General features: G+C 66.9%; 12 protein-coding genes and 1 tRNA gene. 6 read left to right on the forward strand and 7 right to left on the reverse strand.

Going from position 1 to position 14,993, the window contains the following annotated elements:
• The first annotated feature begins 52 nt into the window (after positions 1–52).
• The 4 genes from G9E11_RS08070 to G9E11_RS08085 all read left to right on the forward strand — a co-directional run bounded on the left by G9E11_RS08070 (position 53) and on the right by G9E11_RS08085 (position 4,740).
• Positions 53–1,168 carry a chromosomal replication initiator protein DnaA gene (locus G9E11_RS08070; RefSeq protein WP_190604601.1) on the forward strand — a complete coding sequence of 372 codons (1,116 nt, stop codon included), beginning with the start codon at positions 53–55 and terminating at the stop codon, positions 1,166–1,168.
• A gap of 628 nt (positions 1,169–1,796) precedes the next feature.
• The gene (locus tag G9E11_RS08075; protein ID WP_190604603.1) at positions 1,797–2,672 is read left to right on the forward strand and encodes a winged helix-turn-helix domain-containing protein; all 876 of its coding nucleotides are present in this window, start codon (positions 1,797–1,799) and stop codon (positions 2,670–2,672) included.
• Between the two features lie 42 nt (positions 2,673–2,714).
• Positions 2,715–3,248, forward strand: a complete 534-nt coding sequence (locus G9E11_RS08080; RefSeq protein ID WP_190604613.1) for a SixA phosphatase family protein — start codon at positions 2,715–2,717, stop codon at positions 3,246–3,248.
• 64 nt (positions 3,249–3,312) lie between these two features.
• A complete protein-coding gene (locus G9E11_RS08085; RefSeq protein WP_190604614.1) occupies positions 3,313–4,740 on the forward strand; it encodes a D-alanyl-D-alanine carboxypeptidase family protein in 1,428 nt (475 codons plus the stop codon).
• Positions 4,741–4,762: 22 nt separating this feature from the next.
• Here G9E11_RS08085 and G9E11_RS08090 read toward each other — a convergent pair whose 3' ends face one another.
• The 5 genes from G9E11_RS08090 to G9E11_RS08110 form a co-directional block, all read right to left on the reverse strand.
• On the reverse strand, positions 4,763–5,476 hold the full coding sequence (locus tag G9E11_RS08090) for a hypothetical protein (protein WP_190604616.1): 714 nt from the start codon (positions 5,474–5,476) through the stop codon (positions 4,763–4,765).
• A 17-nt stretch (positions 5,477–5,493) separates the two neighbouring features.
• Positions 5,494–6,144 carry a TetR/AcrR family transcriptional regulator gene (locus G9E11_RS08095; protein WP_190604618.1) on the reverse strand — a complete coding sequence of 217 codons (651 nt, stop codon included), beginning with the start codon at positions 6,142–6,144 and terminating at the stop codon, positions 5,494–5,496.
• Positions 6,141–8,177: a YhgE/Pip family protein gene (locus G9E11_RS08100; protein ID WP_190604620.1), complete on the reverse strand. Its 2,037-nt coding sequence runs from the start codon at positions 8,175–8,177 to the stop codon at positions 6,141–6,143. The genes G9E11_RS08095 and G9E11_RS08100 overlap by 4 nt, the downstream gene beginning before the upstream one ends.
• Positions 8,174–8,902, reverse strand: coding sequence for an ABC transporter ATP-binding protein (locus G9E11_RS08105; protein ID WP_190604622.1), 729 nt, complete (start codon positions 8,900–8,902; stop codon positions 8,174–8,176). The genes G9E11_RS08100 and G9E11_RS08105 overlap by 4 nt, the downstream gene beginning before the upstream one ends.
• 67 nt (positions 8,903–8,969) lie before the next feature.
• Positions 8,970–10,424: a dihydrolipoyl dehydrogenase family protein gene (locus G9E11_RS08110; protein ID WP_190604624.1), complete on the reverse strand. Its 1,455-nt coding sequence runs from the start codon at positions 10,422–10,424 to the stop codon at positions 8,970–8,972.
• A 130-nt stretch (positions 10,425–10,554) separates the two neighbouring features.
• Here G9E11_RS08110 and G9E11_RS08115 point away from each other — a divergent pair, with 130 nt between their 5' ends.
• Complete coding sequence (locus G9E11_RS08115) at positions 10,555–11,283, forward strand: FadR/GntR family transcriptional regulator (protein WP_190604626.1); 729 nt, start codon at positions 10,555–10,557, stop codon at positions 11,281–11,283.
• A 75-nt stretch (positions 11,284–11,358) separates the two neighbouring features.
• Here the strand turns inward: G9E11_RS08115 and G9E11_RS08120 are convergent.
• A tRNA-Arg gene (locus G9E11_RS08120) sits at positions 11,359–11,432 on the reverse strand.
• 278 nt (positions 11,433–11,710) lie between these two features.
• Here G9E11_RS08120 and G9E11_RS08125 point away from each other — a divergent pair.
• Entirely contained in the window at positions 11,711–13,537 is a 1,827-nt protein-coding gene (locus G9E11_RS08125; RefSeq protein ID WP_190604628.1) for a phosphoenolpyruvate carboxykinase (GTP), read from the forward strand.
• Between the two features lie 141 nt (positions 13,538–13,678).
• Here the strand turns inward: G9E11_RS08125 and G9E11_RS08130 are convergent, their stop codons facing one another.
• Positions 13,679–14,839, reverse strand: coding sequence for a globin domain-containing protein (locus G9E11_RS08130; RefSeq protein ID WP_190604630.1), 1,161 nt, complete (start codon positions 14,837–14,839; stop codon positions 13,679–13,681).
• Between the last annotated feature and the right edge of the window lie 154 nt (positions 14,840–14,993).

Below are 14,993 nucleotides of genomic sequence, written 5' to 3' on the forward strand. Positions count from 1 at the left end.
GAAGGCTTTCCAGTCTGGAACGGACACTTCCGCACCACCTAAGGAGATAGCAATGAGCGGACAGCAGCACACACCTGTTCCAGAAACCACACCCCTGCCTCCGGCGCCGCAGCCGGCAGGGAACCTTTACCAACCCGGGCCGGAGGCCCGCCGGGATACTGGTTCCGGGGCCTGGCCCTCCCGACCCGTCCAACCCGAAACTGAACCGGTAACCTCCCTGGGAACGTTCTCTTCGGGCAGCGCAGCCTCGAGCGCCGCACCGCACGCCGCCGTACCGCACTCTGCCGCGCCGGGGAGCAATCCCAACTCCCATACCACGAGCTACCAGGTCCCGTACTCGGGCTGGGGTGCCGGCGCGGCCCAGCCCTCCGCCGGCAGTGATGCCAGGGCAGGCTGGGGAGGGCCGCCGGCGGCTGACCGTGCCGCCAGCGCGGGCTGGGGAGGGCCGCCGTCGGCCGGAAAAGCTGGAGGTCCGGGAGCCGGCGGCAAGCCCTGGACCATGAAACGCGGGCTGGTGGTGGCCGGTGCCGCCACGGTTCTGGCCGCTGGGGCCGGAGCCACCGTTTACGGTTTGGGCAGCAACGCTGCCGCTGCCGGCGGAACGGCCGCAGGTGCCCAGGGCGGGTTGGCGCAAGGTGGAACGCAGGGCGGATGGAGCCAGGGCGGCCTGCCCCAGGATGGCGGGTCGATTGGCGGTCCGGGCATGCAGGCGCCGGGGAGCGGAACGGCGCCGGGCCAGGGAGGCGACTTCGCGCCCAACGGCCTCGGCGGCATGGGCAGCGGCGTTTCCGCTGCCGTCCATTCGGAGTACGTGGTTCAGGAGAACGGGGAGTACGTCACCAAGGTGGCGCAGCTCGGCACTGTTTCCGCCGTTTCCTCCGGTTCGGTCACGGTGAAGAGCACCGACGGGTTCACCCGCACCTACACGCTCAGCGACGACACTGTGGTGAGCAACATGCTCCAGCGGCGCCAGCAGTCCGCAACCGGCGGCCTGACAGCGGCCGATATCGTTTCCGGAGCCGCTGTGCGGATTGTGGCCGGCAAGGACGGCCCGGCGTTCCCGGCGGAGAGCGTGCAGATGAGCGGCGCCACACAGTCTGGCGGAAGCACCGGGTCAGGCGGAGGGACACAGTCAGGAGGAACCAGCGGCACCGGCCGGTCGAGCTGATGCCCAGGCGAGCTGATGCCCAGGCGAGCAGATGGACGCGGGAATGCAGCGCCCAAGCGAACCGGGCGCTGCCGCCGTCGTTCTAAGGAATTTGACCACAGCCCCAACCCGCGCCCGGCTTAGAATTCTTCGACCGGGGCTCGTCATAGCTGGACAATCGGCGAATCGAAGATGCGGGTTTTTGGCATCTCAAATGTCATTGAATATTCGGCGATATTTACTGTGGAAATCGAAGAAAATTCCGCGCGAGCAGCTTTCCGACCGTCCGTTCAGGAAAATAAATCAAAAAACCCGCCAACGGCAAAACTGTGAGTTATCCCACAATCAAGCCGTTTGTCTCAGCATGCGGACAGATCCGTCCATTGTTACTTGCAAGTTTTCATTGTTACGTTGCACACTTTCAAATGTGAACAAGAACTCAACAGCACCTGCAGCCGCAGAACATTGGCCCAGCACACCAGCTGCTGCCGACATGCGCTGTTGTCGAATGCACGCCTAACTTTCAACACCCACTGAAGTTTTTAGGCATTCGCCCCCAGCCCAGCGTAGGGCGCCCCTCCCCAAAATCATTGCGGGGACCCAAGCATTCGAGCCGCGATGACGGCCATTCACATTGAGGTAAGCATTCATGTCAGTTGCATCCGGATACGTCCACATCTCAGTCCGTAACGCCAACAAAGCAGGCCAGGCGTCGGGCCTGCGGCAGGGATTCGGCGCCCGCCCCGCCTTCGCCCCGGGTGGCCAGGCAAACAGTGTTCCCGCCGCTCCGGGTTACGCACCCCAGGGCTACAACCCGAACTCCTACGGCCAGCTGCGCGCCGTCCAGGCCGACGAAGCCGCCCCGCTCACCGCGCCCACCCCTCTTGTGGCCCCGGCCGCCACGGCGCCGGTCCGCCCCGTGCCGAATGATAACGTCGCCCGCGGGTTCGTCCTGTACATGGGCATTGACGAGGAAACCGCGGCCTCCGCCGGCACCTCGATCGCCAAGCTTGCCCAGGAGATCCGGGCCTACGCCCAGTCGCTGGTGACCGGCGCTGAGAGCTACGCCGCCGTCGCAGTGGCGCCGGCCAGCGCCCCCGGTTCCGCGCTCGACGTCGTCCGTTCCACCTTCGGCGACCCCACCGTCAATGCCCGGCAGCGCACCGAGACTGCCCGCGTTCAGCCGGCACAGGACCCGCGTCCCTCCGGTGTCCTGATCGACCTCGCCCGCCGCGAGGTGCACCTCGACGGCGAGTCCCTGAACCTGACCTTCAAGGAATTCGAACTCCTCAACTACCTCGTGGAGAACGGCACCCGTACCGTGGGCCGCGACGAACTGCTCGAGGGCCTGTGGCGCAACGCCGAAGAAGTGCCGAACGAGCGCACCATCGACGTCCACATCCGCCGCCTGCGCTCCAAGCTCGGCCGCCTCGCCAACACCGTGCGCACCGTCCGCGGCCAGGGCTACCGCTTCTACGAGCACCCCGAGGTCGTTGTCTGGGCCGCTCCGGAGTACTCGATCTAGTACCTCGCCAGCACTGGCCTCCGCGGCTAGTAGGGTGAGTTCATGAGTGCGCACCACAAGAAGCGGCTGGTCCTGATGCGCCACGCCAAAGCCGACTGGCCGGGCGGGGTGGCGGACCACGAGCGCCCCCTGGAGGAACGCGGCCACCGCGAGGCCCCGCTTGCCGGTAAATGGCTGCTCAAGCACAACATCGTCCCGGATTTCATCCTGTGCTCCAGTGCGCTGCGGACACGGCAGACGTGCACGTGGGTGTGCAGTGAACTCGGAGAGAAAGCCCCGACGCCGAAACTTGAGGACGGCCTCTACGCTGCCTCCGCGCTGCGCATGCTTGCGGTCATCAACCATGTCCCGGACACCGTGACCACGCTGATGGTGATCTCCCACATGCCCGGCGTGCAGGACCTGGCGATGCACCTGGCATCGCGGGATTCCAACCACGACGCCTACATGGATGCCGCCGCGCGCTTCCCCACCAGCGGGCTGACGGTGCTGGAGACGGAAAAGCCCTGGGCCGAACTGGATGGCCAGGACGCCAGGCTCACGCACTTCAAGGTCCCGCGCGCCCACAAGCCCTAGCCGCGCACCCTTGCGCGGGGCGAGTAGGCTTGTCCCCAGCGTCGTCTAATGGGGAAGGGCCGCCATGCTGAATTCTGTATCCGCCCGGTGGCGGGCCGGTGCCCGGCGGTGCGCTGCCGCCGTCGTCGTTCTCCTGATGCTTTCCGCCGGCGCGCAGCAGGCAACTGCGGCGCCATCCGGTGAGCTGCTGTCCACGCAGGTGGTGTCAGACCCCGGCAATGCGTGGGTCCTGGTGAACAAGTCGCGGCCGCTGAATCCACGCCAGTTTGCGCCGTCGGACCTCGTCAGCTGGGGCGGCACCGGTCATCTGCTCCGACGCCAGGTTGCGGGCGCCCTGGGCCAGCTCTTCGCGGGGGCGCGTGCTGCCGGGTATTCCCTGCAAGTCATCAGCGGTTACAGGTCCTACGCATCCCAGAGTGCCCTGTACAACTCGTACGTGCAGATGTACGGGCAGGCCTATGCCGACCAGATTTCGGCCAGACCGGGATACAGCGAACACCAGACCGGGCTGGCTGCGGACGTCGGCAACGCGGGCGGCGCCTGTGGACTGACCGATTGCTTCGGAACCACTCCCGGCGGCCGCTGGGTGGCGGCGAACGCCCACCGCTACGGCTTCATCGTGCGCTACCCGCAGGGGTACACCGGCATCACCGGCTACGCGTATGAGCCCTGGCACCTGAGGTTCGTTGGCGTTCCGCTGGCCACCGACATGAAGAGCCGCGGCATCCCCACCATGGAGCAGTACTTTTCTGCCCGCCCCACCGTCAGGAGCGGGGCCGACGTGCTCGCCGCCGACTCCAGCGGGGTGCTGTGGTCCTATCCGGCCAACGGCCGGGGCGGCTTTGGCACGCGCGTGCGGATCGGACCGGGCTGGTCAGGACTGAAGGCCGGCTTCGTCGCTGACTGGAATGCCGACGGCGTGAACGACGTCGTAGCCCAGTGGAAGACCGGGACGCTCTCCGTGTACCGCGGCAAACTCTCGGGCGGCTTCCTCAGCCCCGTCCGTGTGGGCAGCGCCGGGTGGCAGTCCATGAACATCACCGTTGGCAAGTGGCACAGCGGCCAGCGCTACCCGGGTGTTGTAGGCACGGCAACGGACGGCGCCCTGTACTTCTACCCGAACGCCGCGGGCGGTGCGCTCAGCGCCCGGCTGCGGATCGGGCAGGGATTCCAGGGCATGAAGCTGGCCATGGCCGACTTCGACAATGACCGCCGCCAGGACCTGCTGGTCACCAGGGCGTCCGGCGAACTCCTGCTGTACAGGTCCGACGGCGCAGGAAAGTTCGCCGCGGAAGCCCGCCGCCGGGTGGGAACCGGTTGGAGTGCGCTGGCCCAGTCCCACGCGTCGTTCGGGTTTCAGGGGCCGGGAACGCGGGGACTCACCGCAAAGACCACCGACGGACGGCTCCTGTACTACGGCCTGGGCAACAGCCAGTTCACCGGTCTCCGCGCCGTCGGGCCGGGCTGGCAGTCGTACAACATCTTCCGGTAGCTGGTCCGCCGTGCCCGCCCTTTCAGCGGCGGGACGTTTTTCCGTCAGTTCGCTGGGCCGGCTGTTGCCGGACCGGTTGTTGCCTAACGGGCTGTTGCCGAACAGGGCCCTGGGCCGATTGCCGGGCGCCCGCTGGAAGCCTGGCCGCAGGCCGGGGTTGTGCGCCGGCGGCGCGGGCAGAACCTGCGCTGCGGGCTGGACCTGCGCTCCCCGGCCGGGCCGTGGCCGTGGCCGTGCGCCCGGCGCGGGCAGAACCTGCGCTGCGGGCTGGACCTGCGCTCCCCGGCCGGGCCGTGGCCGTGGCCGTGCGCCGGGCCGTACCCGCGGGTCGCGCGAGTTCTTTCCGCCGCAACCGCCGGCGGGAGGGCCAGACCGCCGCGCAGAACAGCACCAGCAGTGTCAGGCATCCAGAGGCCGCCGCAAGGTAGAAGTAGATGTCCGAGTCCCGGGTGGTCACGGCCGGACCCAGGGTCGCCGGACCCTGGTTGAAAGCCAGCCCCCACGTGCGCAGGAAGGCGATGCTGCACCCAATGGACAGGCTGGTTCCCACCCCGCCCGCAAGCAGGGCAAGGTAACGGTGGCGGGCGAAGGCTTCCGCCACGGTCGCCACGTATCCCACGGCGACGGCGCCGAGGAGGGCAACCAGTGCAGCCTCTTCCAGCGTGACGGCCGTCAGCACGAGCAGTCCGGCCGCTGCGCAATACGCACCGATCGCTGTCTTTCCGCTGTTACCCATGTGACGCATGGGACCAATCATCCCTGAGGATCGGGCCCCTTCAGCACGTAGCCGCGCATGATTGTCATGATGGCTGCAACGCTTTGGTCACGGCTCCGTTCGGGGTTGTACGTCTGGCGGTCCAGCCCCACCACGAAACAGGCGCCAAACACGGCCGCTTCCAGGCTTCCCCGGGAAATGGTGGCGTCCACCGGATACTGCGCAGCAACGCTTTCGATTGCCGTGCCGATCACCTGCAGCAGCCGGGCCCGGAGCTCGGCGAAAGTGTCTTGCCATTCGCTCGGCGTGCGCCACTGCTCGCCTACCCACAGCCTGGCGAAGGACGGATACTCGGCCATGAAATCCATGGCCTGGCCGATCATCGCCTCCATGCCGGCCAGAGGGTCCGCTGTCCCGCCCTTCACGCTGAGCAGCCTGGCCTCGAGGATGTCGACGCCGTGCCGCAGGAGCTGGGCGATCAGGTCAGACTTGCTGCCGAAGTTGTAGTAGACGGTCCCCTTGGACACGCCGGCCGCAGTGGCAATCTCGTCCACCGTCACACCTGATGCGCCGCGTTCCCCGATCAGGTCCATGGATGCCTCGAACAGCTTCTGCTTTGTGGCATTGGTCCGGCCGGGGCGAAGCTTCCTTGGTGCAACGGGTTCCTGGTCCGCCTCCAGCGTGCTCATACGGCGATCTCCGGTTTCAGGGTCTTGAGGGTCCAGAACTTGTTCTTGCGGACGGCCAGCGTCGAAAGTGCCATCCCCAGCAAAGTGTAGCCAAACAGCCCCGCCACGGTGGCCGGGATCAGGGACAGGTCCGCGCCGTAGACCAGGTGCCGCATGCCATCCACCACGTAACCCATGGGCAGGACCCGGTGGACCGCGTGCAGCGGCTCAGGGGTGGTCTGCCACGGGAAGGTGCCGCCCGAGGAGACCAGCTGCAGCACGAGCAGGATGAGCACCGCCAGCTTCCCCGGTGAACCGAGCAGCGCCACCACGCCCTGGATGATGGCGCTGAACGCCATGGCAGCAGCCAGCAGGAACAGCCACATCAGCCACGGATGGGCAGGATGCAGTCCAAGGCCGACGTTCACGACGACGGTCAGCAGGCTCGCCTGTACGGCAGACACTGCCAGGAACGGAAGCCAGCCCCCGACGGCGATCTTCCAGGCCGGCGCATTGGAAGCCAGAGCGCGCTGGGTGATGGGCCGCATGGCCTGGACCAGCATGAAGATGCCGATCCACAGGGCCAGGGTCATGAAGAAGGGGGCCAGGCCTGCACCGTAGGAGCCGGCCTTCGCCTGCGAGACGTTGCTGACGGCCACGGGGTCGGACATCACGGCCGAGAGACTGCTCTTCTGCGAGTCATCGGGGTGGGGGACCTTGCCGGCGCCCTGGGACAGCCCGTCAGCCAGTTTCCCGGCTCCGGCCGCGGCGGTGCCCGCTCCGCCCTCCAGTTGCGCCGCGCCGTCGTCGAGCTTCTGGGCGCCCGCCGAGAGGGCGGCGGAACCGTCCAGCGCCGTCTGCGATCCGGTTGCCAGCCCTGCGGCTCCCGCTGCCAGCCGGTCTGCCCCCGCAGACGCCGTCGAGATGCCGCCGGTCAGTGCAGGTGCGGCGGCAGCCAGCCGCGCCGCGCCGGCACTGACCGCAGCCGATCCGTCGGAAAGCTGCTGGATCTGCGCGGCGTCTGCCTGGATCTTCGCCTTGGCGTCGCTGACCGGGCCGGAGGCAGCCGCGGAATCAACTTCCGCGAGCACCTTGTCCGACTGTTCCTGACTGAGGACGCCGGCGGCAACCAGCTTGCTGTTGGACTCCTGCAGCCGGCCGCGGAGGCCATTTTCTGCTGCCTCGAGCTGCCCGACGGCGTCCTGCACCTTGCTGTTCAGCGCCGCGTTTCCGGCCGCAACCTGCGCGGCGCCGTCAGCGAGGCGCTGCGAGTCCACCGGAAGCCCGGCCGTCTTGTCGCGCAGCTCCGCCAGCCCTCCGCTCAGCTGTCCGGCACCGGCCGAGAGTTCGTTGGCCCCGTCACGCAGCCTGACCTGGCCGTTGTAAAGGTCGGCGGCCCCGGTTTCCAGCTTCCCGGTTCCCTCATGCAGGGTGACCGTACCGTCGTGCAGCCGGGTGACGCCGTCGGCCAGTTGGGTAGCGCCGTCGGCCGCCTTCACCATCTGGGTGTGGATGGTGCCGAACCCGGTGAGGAGCTGGTTGGCCGTCTCCGCGCCTACTTCCTTGGCCACCGACGCATGGACGGCAGTGGTCAGCTTGTCCACGATGGTGCTCAGCAGGTAGTTGTTGGCGTCGTTGGTGGTGACGTTGAGCATGGCCTGGGTCGCCGAATTGAAGCTGCCCGGCGAGGCAAGATTGGCAGAGAAGTCCTTGGGGATCCTGAGGGCGAAGGCGTACTTTCCGTCGCTGACGCCCTGGTCCGCCTCCGCGGCGGACGGGACCGTCTGCCAGTTGAACACGTGCCCCTCGACGAGGCTGTCCGCCACCTTCTGCCCGGCCTCCAGCCGCGTTCCGTTGCCGGTGGCCGCCCCGGTGTCCTCCACCACGAGCGCGGCATCGATCCGGTCGAGGTTGCCGTACGGATTCCAGTTGGCGTAGAGGTACACCGCGCCATAGAGCAGCGGCACCAAGGCCAGGGCCAGGATGGTCAGCTTGGGCAGCAGCCCGCCGGTCATGCGCTTGAGTTCGGAGCGCGCCAGCCGCAGGACAGTCACTTGGCCACCCCACCCGGCATGCTGGAGTTTTTGTCCACATCTTCGGACTTCGGGGGCGTTTTGAAGCCATTATCTGGACAAAAACTCCCCTTGGAGGACCGGCGGGCCGCGTTGCCGATTGCCGCAGTCGCTCCGGCCCAGCCGTCCGGGAGGGCAGTAACGGTTGCGACGACGGCGAGGGGCCGGCCGCCGTCGTTCGCCAAGTCCCGGAGCCGGGGCAGCCAGTGGGCAGAATCCGAACCGTGCCGGTCGGGCGAGTCCACCACGAGGAGGTCCGTGCGGGGGTTGGCAAGGGCCAGCGCCGTGAGGAGCTGGGTGCGGCGCGCCGGCGGGAGCTGCTCCGTCCACATGCCAGCGACGTCCTCAAAGCGGTTGACCTTCAGCCACGGTTTGCTGAGGAGGGCGCCACGGTATCGCCGGGGGATCAGGGCCAGATCCTCGGTTACGAGGTCCGCGACGCTCAGGTGCTGTTCAGGTTCGTTGACGCCGGGGGAGTCCATCAGGGCGCTGGCGCGGCGCAGCGGTTTGACCCCGTCCGAGCCGTCCCAGCTGGCGGTGCCGCCGTCGGGCTTCATCCGCCCACTGAGGACAAGCGCGAGGGCCGTCCGCTGGTCCTGGCGGTCACCGGTCACCAGCAGCAGTTCGCCGCGGGCCACCTGGAGGGATGTCGGCGGCAGGAGGTCGAGCCGCCGGCCTTTGACGCTGAGCTGTCGTGCGCAGAGCAAAGCGAGCCTTTCGCAGAAGTTGTCTGCATCAAGGCTAACCGAACTGACTGGTCAGTTCAAATAATCTCTAGAGGCCGTACTTTTCCAGCAGGCGCAGCCAGACCTCGCTGATGGTGGGGTAAGAGGGCACTGCGTGCCAGAGCCGGCCCAGGGGAACTTCCCCGACGACGGCGATGGTCGCCGCGTGCAGGAGTTCGGCGACGTCGGGCCCAGCGAACGTTGCGCCGAGGAGCACCTTGCGGTCCTCGTCCACCACTAGCTGCGCCCAGCCCTTGTAGTTCCGGCCGTGCAGTGAGGAGCCGGCCACTTCGATGGGCAACTCCACCGAAGATGCGTTGTAGCCGTCCTTGCGGGCCTGCTCCAGCGATCTGCCGACGTTGGCCAGTTCGGGGTCGGTGAATACCACGTTGGGAATGGCGTGTTCGTCGGCTGTCTGCGCATATCGGCTCCACGGCTCGGGCTCCCCGCGAAGCTCACCTTTGGCGCGGGCGGCAATGGCTGCGCCCGTGGCCCGGGCCTCGTACTTGCCCTGGTGGGTCAGCAGTGCTTTGCCCGCGGCATCGCCCACCGCGTACAGCCAGGGACCGTCGTTGCCCGACGCTTCGGCCACCAGGCCGGTCGAGTCGGTGCTGAGGGTCAGGGGTTTGCCGTCGGTGGCGGACAGGCCCACGCTCTCCAGCCCGAGCCCCTCCAGCGCGGGCCGCCGGCCGGTCGACACCAGCAGCTTGTCCACCGTGACGGTGTCGCCGCCGTCGAGCGCGAGCGTCAGGGAACCGTCGGAATTCCTGTGGACGCTGCGGGTCTTGGTGTCGAGCCGGAGCTCCACACCGTCGGCCCGCAGGCCGGCGGCCACCAGTTCCGCGGCCTCAGTGGGAAAATTGCGCAGCAGCCCGCTGCGCGCCACCAGCGTGACTGTAGACCCGAGGCGGGCAAACGCCTGGGCAAGCTCGGTGCCGGCGACGCCGCCGCCCAACACGCCAAGCCGTCCGGGGATCTCCTTTGCCGAGGTCGCCTCCCGCGTGCCCCAGTACTCAACCTCGGACAGCCCGTCGACGGGCGGCTGGTTGGGTGTGGAGCCGTTGGCAAGCACGACGGCGTGACGCGCCGTGAGTGCGTAATCGTCGCCGTCCCGCCCGGCTACTCCCACTGTCCGCTCACCGGTGATGCGTGCCCGGCCGCGGATCAGCTCGATGCCTGCGCCCTCCACCCATTCCACCTGGCTGGCATCCTGCCAGTGGGAGGTGAAGGAGTCGCGCCGCCTGAGGACCGCGGCAGCGTCGAGCGTTCCGGTCACGGCTTCGCTCGCGCCGGGAACAGACTGGGCCCCATGCAGTGCGGTGCCCGGTCGCAGCAGTGCCTTGGACGGCATGCAAGCCCAGTAGGAGCACTCGCCGCCCACCAGTTCGGCTTCCACCAGGACCGCCGTCAGGCCGCCCTGCACCACCCGGTCCGCGGCATTTTCCCCTGCCGCGCCGGCGCCGATCACAATGACATCGAATTCCCGTTCAACAAGACGTGGCATGGCAAAATCCTACGCCCACGCCTGCCGCGGACCCTGGCAGGCGCTTCCGTAACAATGGACCCCGCCGTTCTGGGGACATGGGACATCCGCTACGGTGAGGAAAAGTACGGACAGTGCAAAGGAGCCTTCCATGCAGCCCTCCAACGTGGTTCCGCCGGCCCGCTTCGGCGCCCAGGCCCGCCTGCGCGCCCTGCAGTCGGACATCATGGAGCTCATTCTGGACCGTGAACTGGAGCCCGGCGACGCCCTTCCCACCGAAAACGAGCTGTGCATCGCGCTCGGCGTGGGCCGGAACACCCTCCGGGAGTCGCTGAAGGTCCTGCAGGCGCTGGGGGTCATTGAGATCCGCCACGGCTTCGGCATGTTCGTTGCGCCCAGCAATTTCGAATCCCTCGCCGACGGCCTGATTTTCCGCGGGCGGCTCTCACTGCGGCACCACGGCCTGGAAGCGCGGCAGCTCGTGGACGTCCGGCACGCGCTGGAGGCCGGGCTCATCGGCAACGCCATGGATGAGATGACGGCCGAACAGCTGGCCGCGATCGAGGAGTCGGTCATCCGCATGGAGGAGAGCGCGGAAGCGGGGGATGCCTTTGTGGAAGCCGATGCCGAGTTTCACCGCAGGCTCTTTGAACCCCTTAACAATGAGCTCCTGCTAAACCTGCTGGGCGTCTTCTGGAAGGTTTACCGCAAGATCTATACCGAGGTTGGACCCGGTGTGGAGGATCTGCCGGCACTAGCTGCGGTGCACCGGAACATCTATTCGGCCGTGGCTGCCGGGGATAGGGCCCGGGCAGCCCGCGAGCTGACGCACCACTTCGAGGGGTTCCGCCAGCGGATACGCGAGGCGGTTGGCGACTAGGAAGCTGGTTCCGGACCATTCCGCTGCTTAACGCAGAAGGTCCGCGCCGGTTTCCCGGTGCGGACCTTCTCTCTGTGCGCCCAAAGGGATTCGAACCCCTGACCTTCTGTTCCGTAGACAGACGCTCTATCCAGCTGAGCTATGGGCGCATCTTCGGTTCCCGGCGAGTTTTTCCCTCGCCCCGAACCTCGAATAACTTTACGCGAGGAGGGCCGCAGTTCCAAATCGAGGACCGTGTAATTTACACAACTAGACCGGTCTATGTGACCTTCGTCACTAATTTCGAGTTTTCTAAATCCAAATTCCTTGAATTTCCGCGGAAGTTGGGTCCCGGCGCGCAGGACATCCGATGTCTGACCGCGAATTGGTCCAGATCATCAGAAATAGCATTTAGCACACACCACTGAACCCGAGGAAGGGAACTGCAATGGCCCACTTGGCGCGACTGCCGCTGCTTGAGAAAGCACCCACCACCCATGCCGGTCTGCTGGCATGGGTTGAAGAGGTCGCTGGGCTCACCCAGCCGGACCGGATTCATTGGGTCGACGGCTCCGAGGAAGAAAACACCCGCCTCACCGACGAACTCGTCGCGGCCGGCACCCTGAAGCGGTTGAACCAGGACCTGTTCCCCAACTCCTTCGCAGCCTTCTCGGACCCCGCTGACGTGGCCCGCGTTGAAGAGCAGACGTTCATCTGCTCCGAGAAGGAGCACGACGCAGGCTTCACCAACAACTGGATGGCCCCGGCGGAGATGAAGGAGAAGCTGCGCGGGCTGTTCTCCGGCTCCATGCGCGGCCGCACCATGTACGTCATTCCGTTCGTCATGGGCCACCTCGACGCCGAGGATCCGAAGTTCGGCGTCGAGATCACCGACTCCGCCTACGTTGTCGCCTCCATGCGCATCATGGCCCGCATCGGCACGGACGTCCTGAACCGGATTACCGAAACCAACGCCTTCTTCGTTCCGGCCCTGCACTCCCTGGGCGCTCCGCTGGAGGCCGGCCAGGCCGACGTCCCGTGGCCCTGCAACCCGGACAAGTGGATCGTGCACTTCCCCGAAGAGCGTTCCATCTGGTCCTTCGGCTCCGGCTACGGCGGAAACGCGCTGCTGGGCAAGAAGTGCTACGCCCTGCGCATCGCTTCGGTCATGGCCCACGACGAGGGCTGGCTTGCCGAGCACATGCTCATCCTCAAGCTCACCTCGCCGGAACAAAAGACCTACTACGTCTCGGCTGCCTTCCCGTCCGCCTGCGGCAAGACCAACCTTGCCCTCCTGGACCCCACCATCAAGGGCTGGAAGGTCGAAACCCTTGGTGACGACATCACCTGGATGCGGTTCGGCAAGGAAGGCGAGCTCCGCGCCGTTAACCCCGAGGCCGGCCTCTTCGGCGTGGCCCCCGGCACCGGCTGGGGCACCAACCCCAACGCCATGCGCGCCATCGCCAAGGGCAACAGCATCTTCACCAACGTTGCGCTGACCGATGACGGCGGCGTCTGGTGGGAGGGCATGACCGAGGAAACCCCGGCGCACCTCACCGACTGGCGGGGCAACTCCTGGACGCCCGAGTCCGGCAAGCCGGCAGCCCACCCGAACTCGCGCTTCTGCACCCCGATCGACCAGATCGACATGCTGGCCGAGGAGTACCACAGCCCGAACGGTGTGGAGCTGTCCGCCATCCTGTTCGGCGGCCGCCGCAAGACCACCATCCCCCTGGTCACCGAGGCCCGCGACTGGACCAACGGCATCTTCATGGGCTCCACCCTGTCGTCCGAAACCACCGCTGCTGCTGCCGGTGCCGTCGGCGTGGTCCGCCGCGACCCCATGGCCATGCTCCCGTTCATCGGCTACGACGCCGGCGACTACCTGAACCACTGGGTCAACCTGTCCGCCAAGGCCAACCCGGAGCGCCTGCCCAAGATCTTCCTGGTCAACTGGTTCCGCCGCACGGCCGAGGGCGGCTTCGCCTGGCCCGGTTTCGGGGACAACGCGCGTGTCCTGAAGTGGGCCATCGAGCGGCTCGAAGGTAAGGCCGACGCCGTGGAGACCCCCATCGGCTTCGTGCCGACCGGCGACGCCATCGACCTTGACGGACTCGACATGACCCCCGCCCAGGTGGAGGACGCCGTGCGCGTCGACGCCGACGAGTGGAAGACCGAGCTCGCGTCTATCGAGGAGTGGTTCGCCAACTTCGGCGATTCGCTGCCCGCCGCGCTCCAGCAGGAGCTCGACGGCCTGAAGGCCCGCCTGGCCTAGACCAGTACGACCGCGGCCCCGCACCTTTTTCTTCAAGGGTGCGGGGCCGCCGTCGTCCGTTCTGGAGTTTTTGTCCAGATAATGGGCGCTAACCGCCCCTAAAGTCGTGACAGGTGGACAAAAGCTCCCCGCCCGGAGGGGCTAGGCGGCCAGCCAGATGTCCGGGCCGAAGACCTCGTAGTGGATCCGTGTTGCGGGGATGCCTGCCTCGATGGCCTCATTGCGGATGTTTTTCATGAACGGCAGCGGCCCGCACAGGTACAGGGAGGCGTCGGCGGGGAGGTCCACCTCGCGCAGGGACATGAAGCCGGACTTCGTGCCCACCTGCGGTTCCTCCAGCCAGAGCTGGAGGGCGGCGCCGTCGAGGCGCTCGACGTCGTCCGTCATCTGGGAGCGCAGCGCCCAGCTGTCCATCGTGCTCTCGGCGTGAAGGACCAGCACCTGGCGGTCGGAGCCGGTTTCGGCGAGGGAACGCAGGATCGAGGCGGTGGGCGTGCAGCCAATACCGGCGGAGGCGAGAACCACAGGGCCGTCGCCGTCCTTCAGGGTGATTTCGCCGTAGGGGTTGGAGATTTCGATGATGTCTCCGACCTCCACGCTGTTGTGGAGCACGGGGGAGACCTCCCCGCCGTCGTTGATCTTGGTGGTGAAGCTGCGGCTGGTGCCGGCATCGCCGGAGAGCGAGTACTGGCGGACCTGGCGGAGGCCGTCCGGCAGGGCGACCTTGACGCTGATGTACTGGCCCGGAAGCGCGGCGGTGGCCGGGGTGTCATCCACAGGCGCCAGGGTGAATGTCATTGATCCGGTGCCGGCGGGGGTCTTTTCGACGACGGTCCACGGCATCCACATTGCGGTGTTCGCCTGGGCCGCATAGAGGCCCTTCTCCAGCTTGATCAGGGCGTCGGCCATGAGCCAGTACACCTCTGTCCAGGCTTCGGCGATCTCCGGGGTGATGACGTCGGCCAGGTCCTCGGCGATGGCGGCGAACAAGTGCTCATAGACCACCTGGTACTGCGGCTCGGTGATGCCGAGGGAAGCGTGCCGGTGCGCAATGCGGGACAGCACGGTCTCCGGGAGGGTGTCCGGGTTGTTGACCAGGTGGGTGGCGAAGGCGGCGATGCTTCCGGCCAGGGCCTGCTGCTGGTTGCCGTTGCGCTGGTTGGAGCGGCTGAACAGCCCGTCAAGGAGTTCCGGGTGCGCGCCGAACAGGCGGTTGTAGAACTTGGGGGTGATTTCGCCGATTCGCGAGCCGACCAGCGGCAGCGTGGCCTCAACAACGGGACGGGACTTGTCCGAGAGCATCGATACTCCTGAGCTAGTGGTCCGGGGTCTTTGGGCCGGACCGGAAACTGTAGATATTGGTATTTAAAATACAAGTTTCTACGGGTCTATTTCTACACCCCGTAGAAGTAATTTTCCAAATGGAGAAGGGAGCGCGGGGGAGCCGGGTAAGGGC

This window comes from Arthrobacter ipis (assembly GCF_014694315.1).
Classification (GTDB): domain Bacteria; phylum Actinomycetota; class Actinomycetes; order Actinomycetales; family Micrococcaceae; genus Arthrobacter; species Arthrobacter ipis.